This is a genomic window from Streptomyces sp. NPDC048603 (assembly GCF_043199475.1).
Classification (GTDB): domain Bacteria; phylum Actinomycetota; class Actinomycetes; order Streptomycetales; family Streptomycetaceae; genus Streptomyces.
This window is the reverse complement of sequence record NZ_JBICVY010000008.1, coordinates 445,823-465,613: the sequence shown is the minus strand read 5'-3', so window position 1 is coordinate 465,613 and position 19,791 is coordinate 445,823. Positions and strand designations below refer to the sequence as shown.

General features: G+C 73.1%; 15 protein-coding genes and 1 pseudogene. 7 read left to right on the top strand and 9 right to left on the bottom strand.

Going from position 1 to position 19,791, the window contains the following annotated elements:
• The first annotated feature begins 382 nt into the window (after positions 1–382).
• Entirely contained in the window at positions 383–1,654 is a 1,272-nt protein-coding gene (locus ACGFQ9_RS22450) for a PucR family transcriptional regulator (protein ID WP_393575912.1), read from the top strand.
• A gap of 464 nt (positions 1,655–2,118) precedes the next feature.
• Here ACGFQ9_RS22450 and ACGFQ9_RS22445 read toward each other — a convergent pair whose 3' ends face one another.
• The 3 genes from ACGFQ9_RS22445 to ACGFQ9_RS22435 all read right to left on the bottom strand — a co-directional run bounded on the left by ACGFQ9_RS22445 (position 2,119) and on the right by ACGFQ9_RS22435 (position 5,079).
• Positions 2,119–3,438 carry a DUF1996 domain-containing protein gene (locus tag ACGFQ9_RS22445; protein WP_393575910.1) on the bottom strand — a complete coding sequence of 440 codons (1,320 nt, stop codon included), beginning with the start codon at positions 3,436–3,438 and terminating at the stop codon, positions 2,119–2,121.
• 144 nt (positions 3,439–3,582) lie between these two features.
• Positions 3,583–4,305 (bottom strand): DUF4142 domain-containing protein, encoded by a 723-nt coding sequence (locus tag ACGFQ9_RS22440; protein ID WP_393575909.1) that lies wholly within the window; start codon positions 4,303–4,305, stop codon positions 3,583–3,585.
• 333 nt (positions 4,306–4,638) lie between these two features.
• Positions 4,639–5,079, bottom strand: a complete 441-nt coding sequence (locus ACGFQ9_RS22435) for a MarR family winged helix-turn-helix transcriptional regulator (protein WP_393575907.1) — start codon at positions 5,077–5,079, stop codon at positions 4,639–4,641.
• A 138-nt stretch (positions 5,080–5,217) separates the two neighbouring features.
• Here ACGFQ9_RS22435 and ACGFQ9_RS22430 point away from each other — a divergent pair, with 138 nt between their 5' ends.
• Both ACGFQ9_RS22430 and ACGFQ9_RS22425 read left to right on the top strand, forming a co-directional pair.
• Positions 5,218–6,759: an MFS transporter gene (locus ACGFQ9_RS22430; RefSeq protein ID WP_393575905.1), complete on the top strand. Its 1,542-nt coding sequence runs from the start codon at positions 5,218–5,220 to the stop codon at positions 6,757–6,759.
• Between the two features lie 202 nt (positions 6,760–6,961).
• Entirely contained in the window at positions 6,962–8,182 is a 1,221-nt protein-coding gene (locus ACGFQ9_RS22425; RefSeq protein ID WP_393575903.1) for an alpha/beta hydrolase family protein, read from the top strand.
• 7 nt (positions 8,183–8,189) lie between these two features.
• Here the strand turns inward: ACGFQ9_RS22425 and ACGFQ9_RS22420 are convergent, their stop codons facing one another.
• Both ACGFQ9_RS22420 and ACGFQ9_RS22415 read right to left on the bottom strand, forming a co-directional pair.
• Positions 8,190–8,723, bottom strand: coding sequence for a hypothetical protein (locus ACGFQ9_RS22420; RefSeq protein WP_393575902.1), 534 nt, complete (start codon positions 8,721–8,723; stop codon positions 8,190–8,192).
• A gap of 68 nt (positions 8,724–8,791) precedes the next feature.
• Positions 8,792–9,532 carry an SDR family NAD(P)-dependent oxidoreductase gene (locus ACGFQ9_RS22415; RefSeq protein WP_393575900.1) on the bottom strand — a complete coding sequence of 247 codons (741 nt, stop codon included), beginning with the start codon at positions 9,530–9,532 and terminating at the stop codon, positions 8,792–8,794.
• Between the two features lie 428 nt (positions 9,533–9,960).
• Between ACGFQ9_RS22415 and katG the strand changes: the two genes are divergently transcribed.
• The 4 genes and pseudogenes from katG (at position 9,961) to ACGFQ9_RS22395 (ending at position 15,244) form a co-directional block, all read left to right on the top strand.
• Positions 9,961–12,150 (top strand): catalase/peroxidase HPI, encoded by a 2,190-nt coding sequence (gene katG, locus ACGFQ9_RS22410; protein ID WP_393575899.1) that lies wholly within the window; start codon positions 9,961–9,963, stop codon positions 12,148–12,150.
• A 105-nt stretch (positions 12,151–12,255) separates the two neighbouring features.
• Positions 12,256–13,308, top strand: a complete 1,053-nt coding sequence (locus ACGFQ9_RS22405) for an aromatic acid exporter family protein (protein ID WP_393575897.1) — start codon at positions 12,256–12,258, stop codon at positions 13,306–13,308.
• Between the two features lie 119 nt (positions 13,309–13,427).
• Positions 13,428–14,784, top strand: a pseudogene (locus ACGFQ9_RS22400) (cytochrome P450).
• Positions 14,785–14,836: 52 nt separating this feature from the next.
• Positions 14,837–15,244, top strand: coding sequence for a hypothetical protein (locus tag ACGFQ9_RS22395; protein WP_393575896.1), 408 nt, complete (start codon positions 14,837–14,839; stop codon positions 15,242–15,244).
• A gap of 80 nt (positions 15,245–15,324) precedes the next feature.
• Here the strand turns inward: ACGFQ9_RS22395 and ACGFQ9_RS22390 are convergent, their stop codons facing one another.
• The 4 genes from ACGFQ9_RS22390 to ACGFQ9_RS22375 form a co-directional block, all read right to left on the bottom strand.
• Entirely contained in the window at positions 15,325–15,750 is a 426-nt protein-coding gene (locus ACGFQ9_RS22390) for a VOC family protein (RefSeq protein ID WP_393575894.1), read from the bottom strand.
• 32 nt (positions 15,751–15,782) lie between these two features.
• Positions 15,783–17,219: an amidohydrolase family protein gene (locus ACGFQ9_RS22385; RefSeq protein WP_393575892.1), complete on the bottom strand. Its 1,437-nt coding sequence runs from the start codon at positions 17,217–17,219 to the stop codon at positions 15,783–15,785.
• 127 nt (positions 17,220–17,346) lie between these two features.
• On the bottom strand, positions 17,347–18,912 hold the full coding sequence (locus tag ACGFQ9_RS22380) for an APC family permease (RefSeq protein WP_393575890.1): 1,566 nt from the start codon (positions 18,910–18,912) through the stop codon (positions 17,347–17,349).
• Between the two features lie 165 nt (positions 18,913–19,077).
• The gene (locus ACGFQ9_RS22375) at positions 19,078–19,788 is read right to left on the bottom strand and encodes a TetR/AcrR family transcriptional regulator (protein WP_393575888.1); all 711 of its coding nucleotides are present in this window, start codon (positions 19,786–19,788) and stop codon (positions 19,078–19,080) included.
• Positions 19,789–19,791 lie beyond the last annotated feature (3 nt).

The following is a 19,791-nucleotide window of genomic DNA, read 5'->3' as shown; positions in this document are numbered from 1 at the left end:
CGGCCGGCTCGCCGACCGGGAGCGGGGGCCGGAGTGCAGAAGCATCGTGGAGTTCCGCAACGCCTCCACAACGTTTATCGAATCGTGACAAGTTCTTGCGCGCGTGGCATCGTGCTGCCCCAACTCCCCGGAGGATTCCCTTCCAACGGCGCGGTGACAGGAAGGAGCCGACTGCTTGTGCGACTCCGTGCGTGCCACCGCCCGCCCGACGGCAAAAACGATGCAAAGCCGCGGGAAGCAAGTGGATGGCACTCTCCCGGAGGGTGTACGAGGTGCTCAACTTCCCGTCTGCACCGGCGCAGACGGGAAGGAGGGCGGCGCGAGGGGCCTGTCACCCTCCCCCATGGGGGCAGGTCGTACCCCGGCAAGAACGAGGTAACACATGTGCGAACTGCTGAACCGTATCTGGGCCCGCCCACGGGGCGAATGGACCCGGGTCCTGCGCAGGGAACTGCCCGCGCTGGCGTCCACCATGGTGGAAGAGCTGAAGGACGGGATACCCGGCTTCGCCGAGCTGGTCGACGACCACGACGACGAGGCGGTCCGGGCGTTCGAGACCGCCCTGCTCACCGCCCTCGGCTACCGCGAGCCCGCACCACGCGCTCAGGAGCGGGAGGCGGTGCACGGCACTGCTCCCGACGAACTGTCCGAACGGTTGCGGGGCGAGGAGGTCTACGAGACCGCCGCGGGGCATCCGGAGGTCGACGAGGACCCGGCCGTGCGCCGGGCCCTGGACCGGATCCCGCGACAGCGCCGGCCCGAGGATTCCGGTGACCGGATCCCGCTCCGCGATCCTCACGGGCCGAGGAAGCCGGTCCCGCTGACGGTCGTGCCGCCCACCGGCCCGGAGAACACCTCCGAACGCTCCCGGCGCGAGCTGTTCTCCGCCCTTACGGCTGACATGCCCATGTCTGAAATTGCCCTGTCGGATCTGGCCCGTGCCGCCGACTGGCCCCTCGCGAACGAGGTGCGGGCGATCGCCATGGCCACGCCGGGCGAGACCCAGCAGCTCGCCGCGGCCCTGGACGACGGGCTGGCCGGGATGGTCTGCGGCCAGCCGTGCCTGCTCGTCCCGAGTCCGGAGGATCCCGACGCCCGCACCGCCCTGGAGGCCCTGCTGCGCGGCCGGCTCGCCGCGGTGGGCCACCCGGTGGCCCCCGGTGAGACCTCCCACTCCCTGCGCTGGGCCATGCGACTGCTGGCCCTCGCCCCGAACCGGCCCGGCCCGGACGGGCAGCCCCTCTTCGTCGACGACCACCTCTCGACGCTCCTGCTGCTGCAGGACGAGCCGCTGGCGCACGCGCTGGCCGCGCGCTGGCTGCAGCCGCTGGCGAATCTGACACCGCGGCAGAGCGAGCGGCTCGAAGTGACCCTGCTCGCCTGGCTGGAGGGCGGTGGCGCACCCGAGGCCGCCAAGGCCCTGCAAGTGCACCCGCAGACGGTGCGCTACCGGATGCGGCAGCTGGAGAAGCTGTTCGGTGCCGCCCTGCGTGACCCTCGTACGCGCTTCGAGCTCGAGATGGCCCTCCGCAGCCGGCGGCTGATGGCCCAGGTACGACGCCAGAACCCGCGGGCGGGGCGCAAGGTGCGCACGCCCGCGACCGACGTGACTCCCCTCGGTCTGGGGCGCATGGCCCGTGTGAACGGCCTGTAGCGACCGCCGCCGCGCGGGGCGGAACCTCCCCGCCGCCTCCGCCCGGCCCGGTCCGGCGCCCCTGCAGCCCCGGTCCCCTCCCCGCCCCTGTGGCGGGGAAGGGACCGGGGCTGTGGCGCGTCCGGGGGAAGGCGGGCGGGGCCGCCGGGACAGGGGGCGGGCGGGGCGTGAGGGTGGCGGGTGTGGGGTGCGGGGTGCTGCCGGGTGTGGGGCGGCTCGGCCGCAGGGGGCGTACGCGCGTCGGGGGCCCTCGGGTTGTGCCCCGTGGTGGGCTTCCGCGGCGGGCATCTGCGGCGGGCTTCCGCGGGTGGGCTTCCGCGGTGGGCTTCCGCGGCGGATGGAAGGTGTGGTGCACGGGGGCGTGGAGACCGGGGCTGCAGGGCGCCGCGTGGTGGGCGCACACGTACGCGGTGCCGGCCCGAAGTCGTCGCTTCGGGCCGGCACCGCGCCGGGGAGGCCAGGGGTCAGCGGCAGGAGCGTCCGCCGTTGATGCAGCTCACCGCACGCCCCATCAGCCTGTCCGACATCACGTTGATGAAGTCTCCGTGGTCGGTCACCGGCTTGTGGAGCTGCTCGGGGAAGCTGTCCACGGCGAAGCGCGAGCCGGGCGGCACGCTGTAGACGATCCGCTGCACCAGCTGCGGTACCGCCCTGAAGCCGGGCTTGCAGGATCCGTCGCGGTTGGCGAAGGCCACGTGCGTGCGGTGGTTGGCGCTGTCGATGTTGCGGCCGTCCCAGCAGCTCTGGAAGGAGAAGGTGCGCACCACGTCGCTGCCCTTGGGACACACCGGGTACTTGTCCTTGAGCTGCCGGCTCTCGAATCCGGTGCAGCTCCAGGAGGCGTTGGCGTTGGCGGTGCCGTTGGTGAAGGCCTTCGCGTCGCCGGTGATGATCCGCAGGAAGCGGGGCATGGGCGTGACCTTCGAAACGGGGCTGCCCTTGAACTCGATCGTGACCTGCTTGGGCCGCAGGATGGTGCCGACGTTCCCGTCCTGGCCGCCGCCGGGCGCCTGGGCGTCGCGTTCCGTCCGGCCGTCGCGGAGCCGGAGCACCGGCCAGTAGTAGGTGGACTGGTCGCCGTTGGTGCAGGTGGTGCCGGAGGCGGCCAGGCTGTTGTTGGTGGAGAAGGCGTCCGTGGTCTTGTTGCCGACGTAGTCGTGCATGTGGTGGGCGCCGTTGCTGACGCCCGGCGCGACGATGACGTTGTCGGGGTTGAAGTGGCCGTTCTCGTTGCGGCCGCAGTTCACGGAGAACGAACCCGTGGAGGCCCCCTGACGGGCCGCCGGCTTGCGCACGTTCGGCCGGACGGTACCGATGGCGACGAAGTCACTGCGGGCGGGCGAGCGCTGCCCCGCCGCGGCCGCTGCGCCGCCTCCGTCGGCGGCCTGCCGGTCCGCGGCGGGCACGGCCTCGGTCTCTGCCTTCTGCATCCGGCAGTTGCTGAGCCCCTCCAGCCCCTGCGGACGGGCGCCGGCCCCGGCGATCGCGTCGCCGATGGCATCGATCGTTCTGCCGCGCTCGTCCTTCAGCCCGCCGAGGAGGGAGTCGCGGTCGGCGCGGCCCGAGGAGAGCCGGGTGTAGGCGTCGGCGACCTGGTTGTCGAGCTCGGCGAGGTTCCGGTCGACCTCCTGCCGGGCCTGGTCGGGAACGCTGCGGAGCCTGTCCCCGACGTCGGGGCAGTCGATGGTGGCCGTGGCCGGTGCGGCGCGTTCTTCCTGCCCGGCGAAGGCGCCCTGGGCGATGACCACGACCCCGCCGCTGCCCAGCACGAGGGCGGACACCATGGCGAGGAGCTTGCGTGACTTCCATGGACGGCGGGTGCCGCCCTGTTCGCCCGAACGGTCCTCTCGGCCCTGTCGGCCCTGTCGGCCCTGTCGGCCCTGTCGGCCCTGTCGGCCCTGTCGGCCCTGTCGGCTCATGCGATCACTTCACTTCGTCGGTCGGAGGGGGGTGGCGGGGGTGCGTGGGGAGACGGAGCCGGCGGGCGGGGTGTCCGCGAGGCCGTCGAAGTCGACCAGGCCGCTGGCTTCGAGCACGCTGATGTGGTCCAGGACGGTGGAGTTGGCGTCCGTGGCCAGGGCCCGGACCATCGAGTTGCGTGTCTGCGCGCGCACTTGGGCGACAAGCGTGAACACCTTGCCGTGCGCCCGGCGCAGCAGCTGGATGAACAGCGGTTCGTACGAGGCGCCCTGGGCCGCGTCGAGCTGGTCGAGCCAGGCCTGCTGCTGGGGGGAGGGCTGGTTCGGCAGCTCCATGCCGAGGGCCTGGCCCACTTCGAGCACGCGCCGGTCGAGTTCGGTGTGGCCCTCGACGAGGTGCTCGCCGGCGATGCGGACGGCGGGGCGCTCGCCCCTCTGCAGGGCCTGCCGGCCTGCGGGCAGCTCCCACAGCCCGGCGAGCCGCACCTTGCGGACGAAGTCGCGGTCCTGCGGGGTCAGCGGCCCGAAGGCGGTGCTGAGGGTGCCCAGGCCGTCGTCGTCGCCGGACGGGGACACCGCGGCGGCCTCGGCGGTCCTGCCGCCGAAGGTGTGGGCGGGGATCAGCAACGCGATCAGCGTGCAGGCGAGGGCGGCGATGACGACGCCCGTGGCCAGCACGTGTCTCGACGCCAGCGACATGCCGCCGACGGCGGACCGACGCAATGACAGCACTGTGCCTCCTTGTCACGGGGACCGGGAGGGCGCCTGCGGGACGGAAGGCCGCGGCGGTCGTGCCGACGGGGCGGTGTTCCGACGTGCCGCCCGCGTGGTGTGCCGATGGACCGATGCCGTCACGCACCCGCGCTCCCCGGATGCCAGGTGACGGTAGTGCCGGGCGGGGGCCGCGATCCGAAGGGCATCACGAATGGACAAAGATGCGGGCAGCGTCCCGGGGGCTGGTACTGTGCCGCGGCTCCGCGGGGTCGGGTACCGCGCGCGCCCGCTTCGGGCGTCGCGGGCGGGCCTGGGGCGTCGCGCGCCGGGATCAGGCGCCGCCCGAAGGGATCAGGCGTCGCGCTCCATGGTCGGGCGCAGGCGTTCGAGCAGGGCGTAGAGCGTCGCGCTCTCCGCTTCGTCGAGGGTGTCCAGTGCGCCGCGGGTGGCCTGCATCTCCTCGCGGACCCGGCGGATGACCTCGCGGCCGGTGTCGGTCGCGACGACGTTCTTCACGCGGCGGTCGGCGGGATCGGCTTCGCGGCGGACCAGCTCGCGGGCTTCCAGACGGTCCACGATTCCGGTGACGTTCGACGCGTCGCACACCAGGAGGGTGGCCAGGCCGCGCATTGGCACCGGACCGTCGAGCTGGGCGAGGACCCGGGCCTGGGTGGAGGTGAGGCCGTGGTGCGCCGCCGCGGCCGCGAAATCCCGCCACTGGGCGGTGCCGATGGCGGCGAGCAGCTCCAGGAGCTGGAGCTTGGTCGGTGCGTGCGGGGCGGTGGCGCTCATGGCGTGGAGCCTAATCACTTTACTTCAGATTATCAACCTTTTACTTGACGTCCTTAACCATTGAGATCTACCTTCTTCGAAGTACTTGAGGACATCAAACATCTACGATCTGAAGCAGTGAGAAGGTCTCCCTCCGCCATGAGCACCGCCGCACCCTCCCAGGCCGAGCCCCAGGCCAAGCCCCCGGCCAAGACCGGGAACGAGACGGTCATCGTCCTCGCCCTGAGCCTTGCCGCCATGGTCGTGTCGATGATGCAGACCCTGCCGGTCCCGATCCTGGGCCTCATCCGCAACGATCTCGGCGCCTCGACCTCCGGCGTCAGCTGGGTGACCACCGCCACCCTCCTCTCCGCCGCGGTCTTCACCCCGCTGCTCGGCCGCTTCGGCGACCAGCACGGCAAGAAGCCCACGCTGGTGGCGGTGCTCGGTGTGATGGTGGCCGGCTCCGTGATCACCGCCCTGGCCACATCGCTGCCGCTGCTCATCCTCGGCCGGACGCTCCAGGGCGCCGCCACCGCCATCTTCCCGCTCGCCCTCTCCGTGCTCCGCGACGAGCTCCGCCCGCAGAAGCTGCCCGGTGCCATGGCCCTGGTCAGCGGTACCCTCGCCTTCGGCAGCGGCCTGGCGCTCGTCGCCACCGGCCTGCTCACCTCCGGCTCGGGCGCCGACTACCGCAACGCGTTCTGGATGGCCACCGGCTTCGCGGTGCTCGCGCTGCTCGCCGTGGTCTTCCTGGTGCCCGCCACCCGTACCAAGACCGGCGGCCGTACCGACTTCCTCGGCGCGCTCACGCTCGGCCTCACGCTGCTGCTGCTCCTGCTGGCCATCTCGCAGGGCCACGAGTGGGGCTGGACGTCCGGCCGCACCCTGGGCAGCTTCGCCGGCGCGGCCGTCATGACGGCCCTGTGGGTGCTGACCGAGCTCAAGGTCCGCGAGCCCCTGGTCGACATGCGGATGTTCGTGCACCGGCCGGTGCTCATGGCCAACCTGGCCGGCGTCCTCGTCGGCTTCGGCATGTTCGCGCTCTTCCTCGGTGTCTCCTACCTCGTCCAGATGCCCCAGGCACTCACCGGATACGGCTTCGACGCCTCCATCCTCCGCGCCTCCGTCGAGTTCCTGCTGCCCAGCGCGATCGTGTCGCTGCTCGCCTCCCCGATCGGCGGCCGGCTGGTCCGGCACCGAGGCCCCCGGTACGTGTTCGGCATGGCCGCGGCGTTCGGAGCCGTCGGCTTCGGCTGGCTGGCGCTCGACCACGCGCACACCGCCTCGGTCATCGGAGCCGGCCTCTTCGCCGGTGCGGCCGTGAGCTTCGGCTACGCCGCCATGCCCGCCGTGATCATGTCCAGTGTCCCGCCCCACCAGAGCGGCATCGCCAACGGCATCAACTCCATCTCGCGCTCCACCGGCAGCGCGATCGGCAGCGCCGTGGTCACCACGATCCTGGCCTCGAAGACGATCGAGCACCTGCCCGCCGGCGTCCCCGCCCTCCCGGCCGAGTCCGGCTTCACCCTCACCTTCTGGATCGGTGCGGCGGCGTTCGCCCTGGTCGCCGTCATCGGCGGGCTGGGCCTGCGCGGCCGGCACGGCACCGCCCCCGCGACGGCCCCGGCCGCCGGGGCCACCCCGGCGGCTACGGCCGCGGGCGAGGCCGAGGCCACGAAGGTGACCGAACCCGCCTGAGCCGCGCCGCGGGCACAGACCGTACGACGCTTCCCCCGTCCGCCGCACCGCAGGTGGACGGGGGTTCACGCGGGTACGGGACTCGTCGTCCCGATCTACGACTTCGGAAGGATGACGGGCCCCCCGCGAGGGGGAGGGCCGAAGAGTCTGCTCCTCCGGGAAGTTGACGATACGTCCGGTTCGGGACCATAGCGTCAGGGGCATGAACCGACGCCAAGCAGCCGCCGCATCCGCCCTGGTCCTCGCCTTCGTCATGCCGTTGCCGCTCGCGGCGGCCGGGAGCGCCGTCGCCGCCCCCGCGACGTCCGTGGTGGCCGCCGCCCCTGCCACTCCTGCCGCCGCTGCCGCTGCCGCGGAGCGCCAGGGTGTGCAGATCACCCTCCCCCGGCCCACCGGCCGGCATGCCGTGGGCCAGGACACCCTGCACCTGGTGGACCGCAGCCGTACCGACCCGTGGGCCCGTACCGGACCGCGCGAACTCATGGTCACCCTGCGCTACCCGGCGCAGCGGGGCACCGGCAGCACCGCGAGCTACCTCTCCGACGAGGAGGCCCGGGGGATGCTGGCCCCCGGGAAGCTGGAGCGGTTCATCTCCGTGGAGACCCTGTCCGGCACCACCACCCACTCCCGCGAGCGGGCGCGCCCCGTGCCCGGCCGGTTTCCGCTGGTGATCCTCTCCCCCGGCTTCACCGTCCACCGCGCGACCCTGACCTCACTCGCCGAGGACCTGGCCTCCCGCGGGTACGTCGTCGCCACCGTGGACCACGCGTACGAGAGTGCCGGCACCGCGTTCCCCGGCGGCCGCGTGCTGGAGTGCCTGGCCTGCACCCGCGTGAAGGAGTCCGGCGAAACCGTCGAGAGCTACCGCACGGTCAGCGACAATCGGGCCCGCGACGTGTCCTTCCTCCTCGACCGGCTCACCGGCCGCAGCCCCGCCTGGCGCCATGCCGGTCTGATCGACCGCGGCCGCATCGCGATGGCCGGGCACTCCGTCGGCGGCGCCGGAACGGCCGCGGCCATGGCCGGCGACCGGCGCATCAGGGCCGGCGTCGACATGGACGGCACCCTGTTCACTCCGGTCCCGGAGGAGGGGCTCGGCAGCCGCCCGTTCCTGCTGCTCGGAGCCGGCGACACCGTTCCGGGGCGCGAGGAGAGCTGGGACCGGGGCTGGCGGCGGCTCGACGGGTGGAAGCGCTGGATCACCTTCGACAAGGCCGACCACTTCACCTTCACCGACGTCCCGTCCATCGGCGACCAGACAGGGGCTCCCCCGCTCAAGTCCCAGCTGTCCGGGGACCGTTCCATACAACTCACCCGCTCCTACGTGGGCGCCTTCTTCGACCGGCACCTGAAGGGCATCCCGCAGCCGCTGCTGGACGGCCCGTCCGCGGACGCCCCGGAGGCGGTCTTCCACCGGCCCTGACGGCCGGTCAGCGCACCTCGCCGTCCAGGACGTCCTCCCGCCAGGCGGCGAGCCGGTCACCGAGCGCGCCCTTGCCGTCGAGCACGTGCCGGCCGAAGGCGTCGCGTTCGTGCGCGAGGACCGCCGCCTCCCAGACGCACGGGGCGAGGCCGGACCGGCCGGGCCGGAGCCCGCCGGCATCGCCCGCCGGGCCGGTGAAGACCGCGAGGTCGGACATGTACCCCTCGATCCAGGTGTGGACGAGGACGTAGTCGCCGTCGGCTCCGGCATGCACGAGCAGCACGGCCAGCCCGAGGCTGCCCCGCAGCGGCGCCGTGGCCAGATGGGCGGCGGCGACCTGCTGCGCGGCCCGCGCCGCCTCCCCGGTGACGGTCCGCCCCGGCGCCTGGACCGCGTACGACTTGAGCAGGTGCCCGGCGACCGTGGCGCAGCCCAGGGGGCGCACGGTGCGCGAGTGGTACCCGTCGGCGAGGGCCGTGAGCGCGTCGGCGTCCACGGCGGTGGGTGTCGGGTCGGCCGGGAGTTCTCCACGATCGGTCATACGACCATGATGCACGGGGGGGTTGGCGGGCCGGCCGGGCGTGCCGCGGCGGGATGCGGCCGCCGCGGTCAGACGATGTGGCGCCCGCCGTCCACGGTGAGGACGTCGCCGGTGGTGTAGGCGGCGTCGACGAGGTGACGGACGGCGTGCGCGACGTCCTCCGGGGTGCCCACCCGCCGCAGCGGGGTGTTGGCGGTGATCCACTCCCGGGAGGACTCCCAGACCTGCCCGGCCTCGTCGTACCAGGGGGTCTCGATCAGTCCCGGCGCGACGGCGTTGACGCGGATCTCGGGGCCGAGCTGCGAGGCGAGCAGGCGGGTCATGTGGTCGAGCGCGGCCTTGCTGACGGCGTAGGGGACGGAGCTGCCGAGGGCCCGGGTGGCGGAGACGGAGGAGATGTTGACCACGGCCCCGGCCCCGGACCGGCGGAGGTGCGGGACGGCGGCGGTGGTGATCTGCCAGGCGCCGATGACGTTGACGTCGAGGATCTCCCGCCAGACGGCGGCGTCGGGGGTGTCGAGGTCGTCGAGCGGGATGAAGCGGGTGGTCCCGGCGTTGTTGACGAGGATGTCGAGGCGGCCGTGGGCGTCCACGGCCTCCCGGACGATGCGGCGCGCGTCTTGGGGCTCGGCGACGTCGCCCCGGACGTAGACCGCGTCCGGCAGTTCGGCGGCGAGCGCCTTGCCGGCCTCCTCGCTCCGGGCCGAGTTGACGACGACCCGGATGCCCTGCGCGGCCAGATCCCGGGCGATGGCGGCGCCGATCCCGGACGACGAACCGGTGATCAGCGCGACGCGGCTCTCGCTCATTGATGCCCCCTGTGCGGTCATGACATGGAGATCTTCCTTCGTGCGTACCCGCAGCATACCGACAGTCGGAATTGACATTCCGCGATTCGGAAATCGGGCGCCGCCTCGCCGCGGGAGGCGCCGCGGGCTCGGGGCTGGGCTGACCCCTTCGAGTTGCCCTGCGTGTTCTCACCGCTCTGCGGTCCGCAGTGCGCGACCATAACGGACGCCGAGACGGCTCGACCGGCGGCGTCGGGCGTGGGCACAGCCATCTCGCCGGCCGGTGGCGCTTCGACCACCGCGGGTCCGGTGAGGCATCCCCCGGTCGACGGGCGCCGCGACGCGCCGCGAGCGGGCGGTCCCGGCGCGCCCGGCACCGGCAGGTCGGCCGACGTCACGGGCGGGCGGCAGCCAGCACAGGGAAGTACCAGACAGGAAGAAGGACGCACGTGTCCGGCAGCGAAAGCGAAAACCCGGTGATCCCCTCTCCGACCCCCACGCCGACCCCGCCCAAGACGAACCGGGACTGGTGGCCGAATCAGCTCGATCTGCAGGTACTCCACCAGCACTCGCCCCAGGCCAGTCCGCTGGGCGAGGACTTCGACTACGCCGAGGAGTTCAAGAAGCTCGACGTCGACGCGCTGAAGCGGGACGTCTTCGAGGTGATGACGGACTCGCAGGAGTGGTGGCCCGCCGACTACGGTCACTACGGGCCGCTGTTCATCCGGATGAGCTGGCACGCCGCCGGGACGTACCGCATCGCCGACGGCCGGGGCGGCGGCGGCAGCGGCGCGCAGCGTTTCGCCCCCCTCAACAGCTGGCCGGACAACGCGAGCCTCGACAAGGCGCGCCGGCTGCTGTGGCCGGTGAAGCAGAAGTACGGTCAGAAGATCTCCTGGGCCGACCTTCTGGTGTTCGCCGGCAACTGCGCGATCGAGTCCATGGGGTTGAAGACCTTCGGTTTCGGCTTCGGCCGCGAGGACATCTGGGAGCCGGAGGAGGTCTTCTGGGGGCCCGAGGACACCTGGCTCGGTGACGAGCGCTACACCGGCGACCGGGACCTCACCGGGCCCTTCGGTGCCGTCCAGATGGGCCTGATCTACGTGAACCCGGAGGGTCCCAACGGCAACCCGGACCCGCTGGCCGCCGCCGTGGACATCCGCGAGACGTTCGGGCGCATGGCGATGAACGACGAGGAGACGGTCGCCCTGATCGTCGGCGGCCACACGTTCGGCAAGTGCCACGGCGCCGTGCAGGCCGAGTACGTCGGTCCGGAACCCGAGGCCTGCCCGCTGGAGGAGCAGGGATTCGGCTGGCGGAACACCTTCGGCACCGGCAAGGGCGTCGACACGCTCACCAGCGGGCTGGAGGGTGCCTGGACCAACGAGCCGACGAAGTGGGACAACGGCTACCTGGACAACCTGTTCGGCTACGAGTGGGAGCTGACGGCGAGCCCGGCCGGCGCCCACCAGTGGACCCCCAGGGACGCCGCCGCCCAGGGCACCGTGCCCGACGCCCACGACCCGTCGCAGCGGCACGCCCCGATGATGCTGACGACGGACCTGGCCCTGCGGCTGGACCCGGTCTACGGGCCCATCTCCAAGCGCTTCCACGAGAATCCGGCCGCGCTCGCGGACGCCTTCGCCCGGGCCTGGTACAAGCTGCTGCACCGTGACATGGGACCCGTCTCGCGCTATCTCGGCCCCTGGGTCCCCGAGCCGCAGCTGTGGCAGGACCCCGTCCCCGCGCCCGGCCGCGACCGGCTGTCGGACGCGGACGTCGCCGCCCTCAAGGAGCAGGTCCTCGCGTCGGGGCTGCCCCTCCCCCAACTGGTCACCACCGCGTGGGCGTCGGCGGCGAGCTTCCGCGGCACCGACAAGCGCGGCGGGGCCAACGGGGCGCGGATCCGGCTCGAACCGCAGCGCCACTGGGAGGGCAACGACACGCCCGAACTGGCCGTGGTGCTGCAGGCCCTCGAGGGGATCCAGCGGGACTTCAACCAGGCGCGGTCCGGCGGCGCGCAGGTGTCGCTCGCGGACCTGATCGTGCTGGGCGGGTGCGCGGCCGTCGAGCAGGCGGCACGGAACGCCGGACACGAGGTCACGGTCCCGTTCGCGCCGGGCCGTACGGACGCCTCGCAGGAGCAGACGGACGTGGAGTCGTTCGCCGTGCTGGAACCGAGCGCGGACGGGTTCCGCAACTACCTGCGGGCGGGAGAGAAGCTGTCGGCGGAGACCCTGCTGCTGGACCGGGCCAGCCTGCTGACGCTGACGGCTCCCGAGATGACCGTGCTGGTCGGCGGCATGCGGGCGCTGGACGCCAACGCCGGGCAGGCGCGGCACGGTGTGCTCACCGACCGGCCCGGGACCCTGACCAACGACTTCTTCGTCAACCTGCTCGACATGGGCACGGAATGGAAGCCGTCGGAATCCACCGAGAACGTGTTCGAAGGCCGTGACCGCGCCACCGGGAAGGCCCGGTGGACGGCGACCGCCGTGGACCTCGTCTTCGGCTCCCACTCGCAGCTGCGGGCGCTCTCGGAGGTCTACGCCTCGAAGGACGCCGAGGGGAAGTTCGTCCGGGACTTCGTGGCGGCGTGGGACAAGGTCATGAACCTGGACCGGTTCGACCTCGCCTGAGCGGGCGTCAGGGCCGGCCGGGTGATCACCCGGCCGGCCCTGACGCGCCCGTCCGGCGGGGGTGAGTGCGAGGGTCCGGGCACCCGGACCGTGGAACAGTGGTACGTGGGCGAGCACCGGAGCGACGGCGGGGCCGGGGGCGTACGGGGCCGGGCCCGGCGGGCGCTGGTGGCCGAGGGTCCGGTGGCGGCGCGGATCGCGGTGACGGTGGTCGCCGCCTGGCAGACCGCCCTGTGGCTCGGCGCGGACCAGCCGCCGGTGTTCGCGGCGATCGTGCCGCTCGTGGCGGTGCGCAGCGATCCCTCCGCGGTCTTCACCACCTCGCTGGAGCGCGTCGCCGGGGTCGTCGCCGGGGTGCTGCTGGCGATCGCCCTGCTGCAGGTGCTGCGCCCGTCGACGGCGGCGCTGGCCCTGGTCGTGGTGCTCGGCCTGGCCCTGGGCATGGTCCTGAACTCCGGGAACGGCATCAACGTCCAGATCGCCGTGTCCTCGCTGCTGGTCCTGGCCAACCCCAGTCCCGACGCCTACGCCCTGGACCGGATGTGGGAGACCGCCGTCGGCGCGGCGGTCACGGTGCTGCTGGCGCCGCTGCTGTGGCCGCCCGACCCCCGCCGCGCACTGGCCTCCTCGGTGGAGGAGTGCCGGCTCCGGCTGGGCCGCGCCCTGGCCGGAAGCATACGGGTCCTGGGGACCGACCCGGCCTCGGCGCGCGACAACCTCGGTCTGGTGCGCCGCGAGACGGAGGCGGTGCGCCGGCCGGCGAACGAGGCGCGGAACGCCCGGCGTGTCCTGAGGTTCGATCCGCTGCGCCGGCGGCAGCGCGCGGAGGTGAGCGGTCTCGTCCGACGCCTGTTCCTCGCCCACGACCTGTGCGGCGGGATGGAGACGCTGGCCGAGGAGGTGGCGGCGTTCACCGGACGCGCGGACCTCGCCGCCGACGTCGACCGGGCGCGCCGCGACCTGGCCGCGCTGGCCTCCGCCACGGCGCGGGCGGTGGACGACGCCCTGGCGGGGCACGACCCCGGGCCCGCCGTCGCGGAGGCCCGGAGCTGTTTCGCCGCGTACTCGGCCGCGGAGTCGCGCCCGGTCGCGGTGGCCCTGCGGCGGCCCTTCCTGAGGCTGCTCGACACCGTCGACGCCGCCGGGCGACCCGGCTGAACGGCCTCGCGTGTGGGACGGAACGGCTGCGGCCGGACCGGCCTTCCGGCCGCGGCGTACCCGGCTGTCCGGCCGCACGGGGTCTGGTGCACGTACGGCGGCGGTGTCACGATGCGGGCGTGACCGCCACCCTGCTGCCCTCCGGTACCGAGCGGGGACCCCGCCGGTGGCCGCTCCTCGGCAATCTGCCGGCCTTCGCCCGGGACCCGCTGGCCTTCTTCGAGCACCTGCGCGACGAGTACGGGGACTGGGTGCCCTGGGCGCTCGGGCCGCGGCGCAACGTGCTGGTCTCGCAGCCGGCCCACGCGGGCGAACTCCTCGCAGCCGTGGAGACCTCCTTCGCGCCGAGCGAACTGGGCTGGGCCTTCCGGCAGTTGCTCGGCAACGGGGTGGTCGTCGCCACCGGGGACGACTGGCGGCGCAAACGCGCGCTCGTCCAGCCGGCCGTACGGCCGCGCCAGGTGCGGGCGTACGCGGCCGAGATGGTCGCGTGCGCGGACGCCCTCGCCGCGCGCTGGAGCGAAGGCGAACGGGTGGACGTCCACCGGGAGATGGCCGGGCTGACCCAGCGGATCGCGGTCCGCACCCTGTTCGGGAGCGAGGCCGCCGGCCGCGAGGCGCCGATCAGCGCCGCCATGGCCACCGCGCAGCACGAGCTGGGGGCGGAGTTCCGCGGTGTCACGCTCTTCCTGCCGCCGTGGGTGCGGACGCCGGGACGGACCCGGATGCGCCGGGCCGTGGCCGTGCTCGACCGGGAGATCGCCCACGTCATACGGGAGCACGAGAAGGCCTCGGCGGCCGGGGAGGAACGCGACGACCTGCTCGGCCGGCTGCTCGCCGCCCGCGACGAGCACGGGAACCCGCTGTCCCGGCGGGAGCTGCGGGACGAGTCGATCACCCTCTACATCGGCGGGCACGAGACCACCTCCACCACCCTGACCTGGGCCTGGCAGCTGCTGTCCGGTGCGCCGGAGGCCCGCGCCCGGCTGACGGAGGAACTGGACCGGGTGCTGGGCGACCGGCTGCCCGCGTACGAGGACTACGCGCGGCTGCCGTGGACGCAGCAGGTGGTGAAGGAGGCGCTGCGCATCTACCCGCCGATCTGGCTGATTTCGGCGGTGGCGCGGGACGGGGCGTGCATCGGCGGGCGTCCGGTGCCGGCGGGAACCACCGTGTGGGCGAGCCCCTGGTCGCTGCACCGGGACCCGCGCTGGTTCCCCGAGCCGCTGGCCTTCCGGCCCGAACGCTGGGACGAGGACGCACCGGACCCGGTGCCGGAGCACGCCTGGATCCCGTTCGGGGGCGGTCCCCGGGCCTGTCTGGGAGCCCGTTTCGCTCTGGTCGAGGCGGTGTTGGTGCTGGCGGTGCTGGGCCGGCGCTTCCACCTGGACACGGGCCCGGCCCCGGTGCCGGTCTTTCCGGGCCTGAACCCTCCAGCCGGCCGAACCGGTGCGCGCCGTACTCCGCCGGGCGTGACGCGAGCCAACCGATTATCGTCATTCAGACGATAATCGGTTATGATCAGTTCATGGATGAGGCACAGCAGGAGACGCTTGAGGAACTCGCCCGACAGGCTGCCGAGTTGGCGACCGGATGGGTGTCGGCGGATGCCCCCCTGACGGAAAGTCAGGGGTGGGCGCTGGTCGGCCTCCAGTACGCCGGCTCCGCGCAGGGAGAGATGTACGTCTGGGGGCGCGTGGGGGCCTGGGAGAAGGCCCTGGCCGAGGTCCTCGCCACCGGGGACGGCACCGAGGAGAGCCGGAGGCGGATCGAGGAGGCCCGGGAGCGGGCGACCGGCGACATGCGCGACATGCTGCTCCGGGCCATCCCCAAGGGCGACCCGGCCGACGGGGGCTCGTGGTATGGACGGCTCCCCGACCCCGGCGAGGCTCTGCGCCGGTTCATCGCCTCCCACGGCCCGGCCCGGTCCGGCTGATCGCGGGACACGCCGCGGTCGTCGAGCCGAAGGACGGACTCACCGGTGGCCGCAGCCTCCCGCCGCCGGGCCCCGGGGTTTCAGAAGACGGGCTCGCCGATGCCCAGCAGGTTCCCCTCGCTGTCGCGGAACCAGGCAGCCCGTTCTCCCCGCGCGCCCTTGCTCGGGTAGTTGCCCTCGATGTCGGCGATCCCTCCCTCCGTGCGGATCCCGGGTACGTCGACGTCTTCGAACACCACGCCGCGCCGCCCGAGTTCCGCCACGACGGCGTCGAGGTCGTCGACCGCCCATCCCATCTGGGTGAAGGTGCCCGGGGAGGAGCCCACCGACGCGAACACGGCGAACTCCGTTCCGGCGCACCGGTACAGCAGCCCGCCGGGCCGTTCGTCGACGGGTTCCAGGCCGAGCTTCTCGGCGTAGAAGCGCCGGGCCCGGTCCAGGTCCCGGGCCGGCAGTCTGGTCGCCACCCGCCCCCGGGCGAGAAGGCTGCTGTCGTCCTCGTTCATGACTCCACTGTGCCGGACGTCACCGGCCTGCCTCAGGCCGCCGCGCGGAGGTGGGCGGCGGCACGTTCGGCGCGGCGTACGACGGACGGTACGTCGACGTCGACCAGGGCGCCCTGGGCCTTGCGCGGCCGGCCGTCCACGAAGACGTGGCTGACGTTGGAAGGGTGCCCGTTGAGGACGAGCTGGCCGGTCCAGTCGGTGCGGGGGGCGAAGTTCAGTGCCGCCGGGTCGATGACGATCACGTCGGCGCGCTTCCCGGGGGTCAGCGATCCCACGCGGTCGGCGATGCCGATGCATTCGGCGCCGCCCAGGGTCGCCATGCGCAGCACGGCGGGGACGGCCGGATGGACCGAGGCGTCGCGGTGCAGTGCCCGCTGGAGGCCCACGGCCGCCTTCATCAGCCCGAACATGTCGGAGGTGTCGTTCGCCCCGCCGTCCTGCCCGAGCCCCGCCTGCACCCCCCGGGCGTGCAGGGCGGGCAGCCGCATGATCCCCGAGGCGAGCCGCATGTTGCTCAGGGGGCAGTGGGCCACGCGGACGTCGCGTTCGGCCACCTCGGCGATCTCGTCGTCGGTGAGGTGGATCGCGTGGTTCATCAGCAGGTGCGGGCCGAGCGCGCCGACCCGGCGCAGGGCTCCGATCGGATCGTCCCCGCGGTCGTCGGGATGCTCCAGCACGTGCGAGTTGAGCATGACGCCCAGGTCCCGGGCGATCCCGTGGAAGCGGTACAGCGGGTCCAGGGCGGACTGCTGGGCGTGCACGGCGACCTGGGCCGAGGCGAGCGGCAGCGGGTCCAGGAGTTCTCTCTTCACGCGCGGCACCAGGTCAGCGGACCGGACGTCCTGGGCCATGGCGTAGACGAAGCGCAGGCCGGTGTCGGCCAGGGCCCGGACGTAGCGCTCGCTGGTGTCGAAGGGGATGGGGTGTACCCAGTCGACGACCGTGGTGACGCCGGCCCCGAGGACGTCGAGGGCGGAGAGCCGGACGAAGTCGTACATGTCCTCGGCGCCGATGCGGGCGAGGGTGGGCCGGTTGCACGCGCCCAGCCAGCCGTACAGGTCCTGCGCGGAGCATCCGCCGCGCATGCTGGACTGCCACAGGTGGTTGTGGATGTCCACGAATCCGGGCATCACGATCCGGCCGGCCATGTCCAGGACCCGGGTGCCGTAGGGCGCGGGGAGCCGCCGGCCCACCGCGGCGATCGTCCCCTGCCGCATCAGCAGGTCGGCACCGGACAGGGTGCCCAGCGGGCCCTCCCCCACCGCCGGGTCCATGGTGAGGATCAGTTCCGCTCCGCGGAGCAGTACGGCGTCCGTCCCGTCCGGCGGCTGGGCCGGGGGCGGGGCGGACGCCGCGGGGCCACGGGCACCGGCGGGGGGTGCGGCGGCGGCCAGGGGGGCGAGGGCGAGCGGGCCGAGGGCGAGGCCGGCGAGGAGGTTCCTGCGGCTGGGGTGCGAGGAATCGGTCATGTGGGGTGTATCTCTCGCACACCGCACTCACGCAAGGTCAGTTTCCGGACAACGAGAACGGATTTCCATTTCCACCCGAACGATGGAGGGTGTGTGTGGTATGGAAGACCCGCCTCCGCAGGGTCGGTCACGGCTCCTCGTACGCTCCGGGCCGTTCGTTCCAGAAGGCTCCGGACGCGGCGCGGCGCAGCAGCATGAGCACCACCCCGGCGGCTGCCAGGAGCAGCGCGATGACCAGTGGGGCGCCCAGCCCGAACCAGGCCGTGCCGCTGGAGGAGTTGGCCGGGTCGGCCATGTCGGCGACGGACTCGGCCAGCAGCCAGATCAGCATCGCCGCGCCGAGCAGCGGGCCCGCGCCGAGGAGGAGGAAGGAGCGCGGGCCGCGGGTCAGCAGGCGCCGGTACCAGACGGCACAGGCGATGCCGGTGAGGGCGTAGTAGAAGGCGATGAGCAGCGACAGGGCGGTGAGGGAGTCGGCGAGGGCGTTCTCGCTGATCCGGTGGATGACGACGTACCAGACGATCGCGGTGCCGGCCACCCACCGGGTGCTGGTGCCGGGTGTGCCCCGGTGGGGGTCGACCCGCGCGAACCGGTCCGGCAGCGCCCGGCGGCGGGCCATCGACAGGGCCGTGCGGGAGGCCGGGATGATGGTCGTCTGGGTCGAGGCGAGGGCCGAGGTGCTGACGGCCAGGAGCAGGATCCAGTCCCAGCCGCCGAGCACGTCGCCGGCGAGGGCGGCGAAGACCTCCTCCTCCGCGTCGGCCTGTCCGGTGAGGTAACCGGTGCCCGCGAAGGCGACGACCGCGAGGGCCACGGACAGGTAGGTGACCAGCAGGACGACGGTCGACCAGAGGCCGGCCTTCCCCGGGGCATCGGCGGGGTCCCTGGTCTCCTCGGTCAGGTTGACCGCCGACTCCCAGCCCCAGTACGCGAACACGCCGAGCAGCAGCCCGCCGGTGAGGGCGGTGCCGCCCGCCCCGAAGGGGTTGAGCCATTCGGCGGCCGGGCGGATCGAGCCGGCGGTGCCGGTGCCGGCGTACACGCGGTACACCGCGACGGCCGCGAACACGACGAGGCAGACGACCTGGAGCAGGACCAGGACGTTCTGGAAGCGGGCCGACACCTCGGTGCCGCGCACGCAGAGCCAGGACATCAGGAGGATCAGCAGGACCGTGAGGACCTCGCGGACCAGGGCGTTCCCGGCGAGTCCGTCCGCGCCGACGGCGAGCAGGCCGAAGCCGACGGCCACGTCGGCGAGCGAGCCGACCACCAGGACTCCGGTCATCGCGATGGCCCAGCCGCCCAGCCATCCGGTGGTGGGCCCCATGGACCTGGTGACCCAGGAGAAGGTCGTTCCGCAGTCCGGATCCGCCCGGTTGAGGAAGTGGAAGGCGGAGGCGATCAGCAGCATCGGGACGAAGGAGGCCAGCATCACCCCCGGCGCGTGCACGCCCACCAAGGCGACGACCGGGCCTATGACGGCGGCCAGCGAGTAGGCCGGCGAGGTGGCGTTCAGGCCGATGGCGAGGGAGTCGAAGAAGCCGATGGCGTCCCGCTTGAGCGCGCCGGACGGAGGGGCGGTGGCCGTCACCACCGTGGCCGTCGCCGCCTCTGCCGCCGTCACGGCGGTGGCGGCTCCGGCGGTGGGAGTTCCGGCGGTGGGGGCTGTTTCCCGCGGGGTGTCTACGGCCATCGTCCCTCGCTGTGCTGAGTGCGCTGTGCCGGGCGCGGGGTGCGGACCGCGCCGCGGCGGGCGCGGTGTGAACAGGGCGTGAATGGGGATGAGGAAACCCGCGCGGCCGCACAGGGTCAATGGTGTTGGCGTAAGGGCCGGGGCAAGGGCGTGCGCAGGGACTCCTCAGCGGCCCCTCAGGGCCTGGAGCCGGCTCTCCGCGCTGGCGAGCAGCATGTCCAGGGCCACCGGGTAGGCACTGTGGTTCATCCGGGCCGCCAGCAGCCGCGCGGTGGCCGCGATGTGCGGGTACTCCTGGGCCGGCAGCCGGGCGTACGTGGACTCCCACTGCTGCTCGTCGGAGGTCCGGGAGGGCTCGCCCAGGGCGAGGGCGCCGGCGTCCAGGGCCGCGAAGGCCAGGCTCTGGTCGATGAAGGCGTGGTAGATCAGGACCGCCTCCGGGTCGGGGAAGCCGGCGGTGCGCAGGATGCCGAGCACCGCCTCGTCGGCGGCGATCTCGCGGGGCCGGCCCGTCACCCGGCTGGCGGTCAGCACGGCGGCCTGCGGGTGGGCGAGGTAGGCGCCGTGAATGCGCAGACCGAGTTCCCGCAGGTCACGGCGCCAGTCCCCAGTGGCCTTCCACCCTTCCAGGGCCCGGCCGATCAGCTCTTCGCCGATGGCGAGGGTGAGGCCGTCCATGCCGTCGAAGTACCGGTAGAGGGTGCTGGGGTCCGCGCCGAGGGCAGCGCCGAGGCGGCGGGCGGACAGCCCTGCGCTGCCGTGTTCACGCAGCATCCGCAGGGCCGTCTCGACGATCAGCCGTTCGGACAGGACGGTGCCCTGCCGGGTGGGGCGCCGCCGCCGGCGCGCCTCCTCGGGGACCACCTTCTTCGCCATTCC

Excerpts from the sequence above, each read along its gene's own strand:
- ACGFQ9_RS22420 (WP_393575902.1), bottom strand. The coding sequence starts at position 8,723 with ATGACCGATCGTGGAGAACTCCCGGCCGACCCGACACCCACCGCCGTG.
- ACGFQ9_RS22390 (WP_393575894.1), bottom strand. The coding sequence starts at position 15,750 with ATGAACGAGGACGACAGCAGCCTTCTCGCCCGGGGGCGGGTGGCGACC.
- ACGFQ9_RS22450 (WP_393575912.1), top strand. The coding sequence starts at position 383 with ATGTGCGAACTGCTGAACCGTATCTGGGCCCGCCCACGGGGCGAATGG.
- ACGFQ9_RS22430 (WP_393575905.1), top strand. The coding sequence starts at position 5,218 with ATGAGCACCGCCGCACCCTCCCAGGCCGAGCCCCAGGCCAAGCCCCCG.
- ACGFQ9_RS22385 (WP_393575892.1), bottom strand. The coding sequence starts at position 17,219 with ATGACCGATTCCTCGCACCCCAGCCGCAGGAACCTCCTCGCCGGCCTC.
- ACGFQ9_RS22375 (WP_393575888.1), bottom strand. The coding sequence starts at position 19,788 with ATGGCGAAGAAGGTGGTCCCCGAGGAGGCGCGCCGGCGGCGGCGCCCC.
- ACGFQ9_RS22445 (WP_393575910.1), bottom strand. The coding sequence starts at position 3,438 with ATGGTGTCCGCCCTCGTGCTGGGCAGCGGCGGGGTCGTGGTCATCGCC.
- ACGFQ9_RS22380 (WP_393575890.1), bottom strand. The coding sequence starts at position 18,912 with ATGGCCGTAGACACCCCGCGGGAAACAGCCCCCACCGCCGGAACTCCC.
- ACGFQ9_RS22395 (WP_393575896.1), top strand. The coding sequence starts at position 14,837 with ATGGATGAGGCACAGCAGGAGACGCTTGAGGAACTCGCCCGACAGGCT.
- ACGFQ9_RS22435 (WP_393575907.1), bottom strand. The coding sequence starts at position 5,079 with ATGAGCGCCACCGCCCCGCACGCACCGACCAAGCTCCAGCTCCTGGAG.
- ACGFQ9_RS22425 (WP_393575903.1), top strand. The coding sequence starts at position 6,962 with ATGAACCGACGCCAAGCAGCCGCCGCATCCGCCCTGGTCCTCGCCTTC.
- ACGFQ9_RS22415 (WP_393575900.1), bottom strand. The coding sequence starts at position 9,532 with ATGAGCGAGAGCCGCGTCGCGCTGATCACCGGTTCGTCGTCCGGGATC.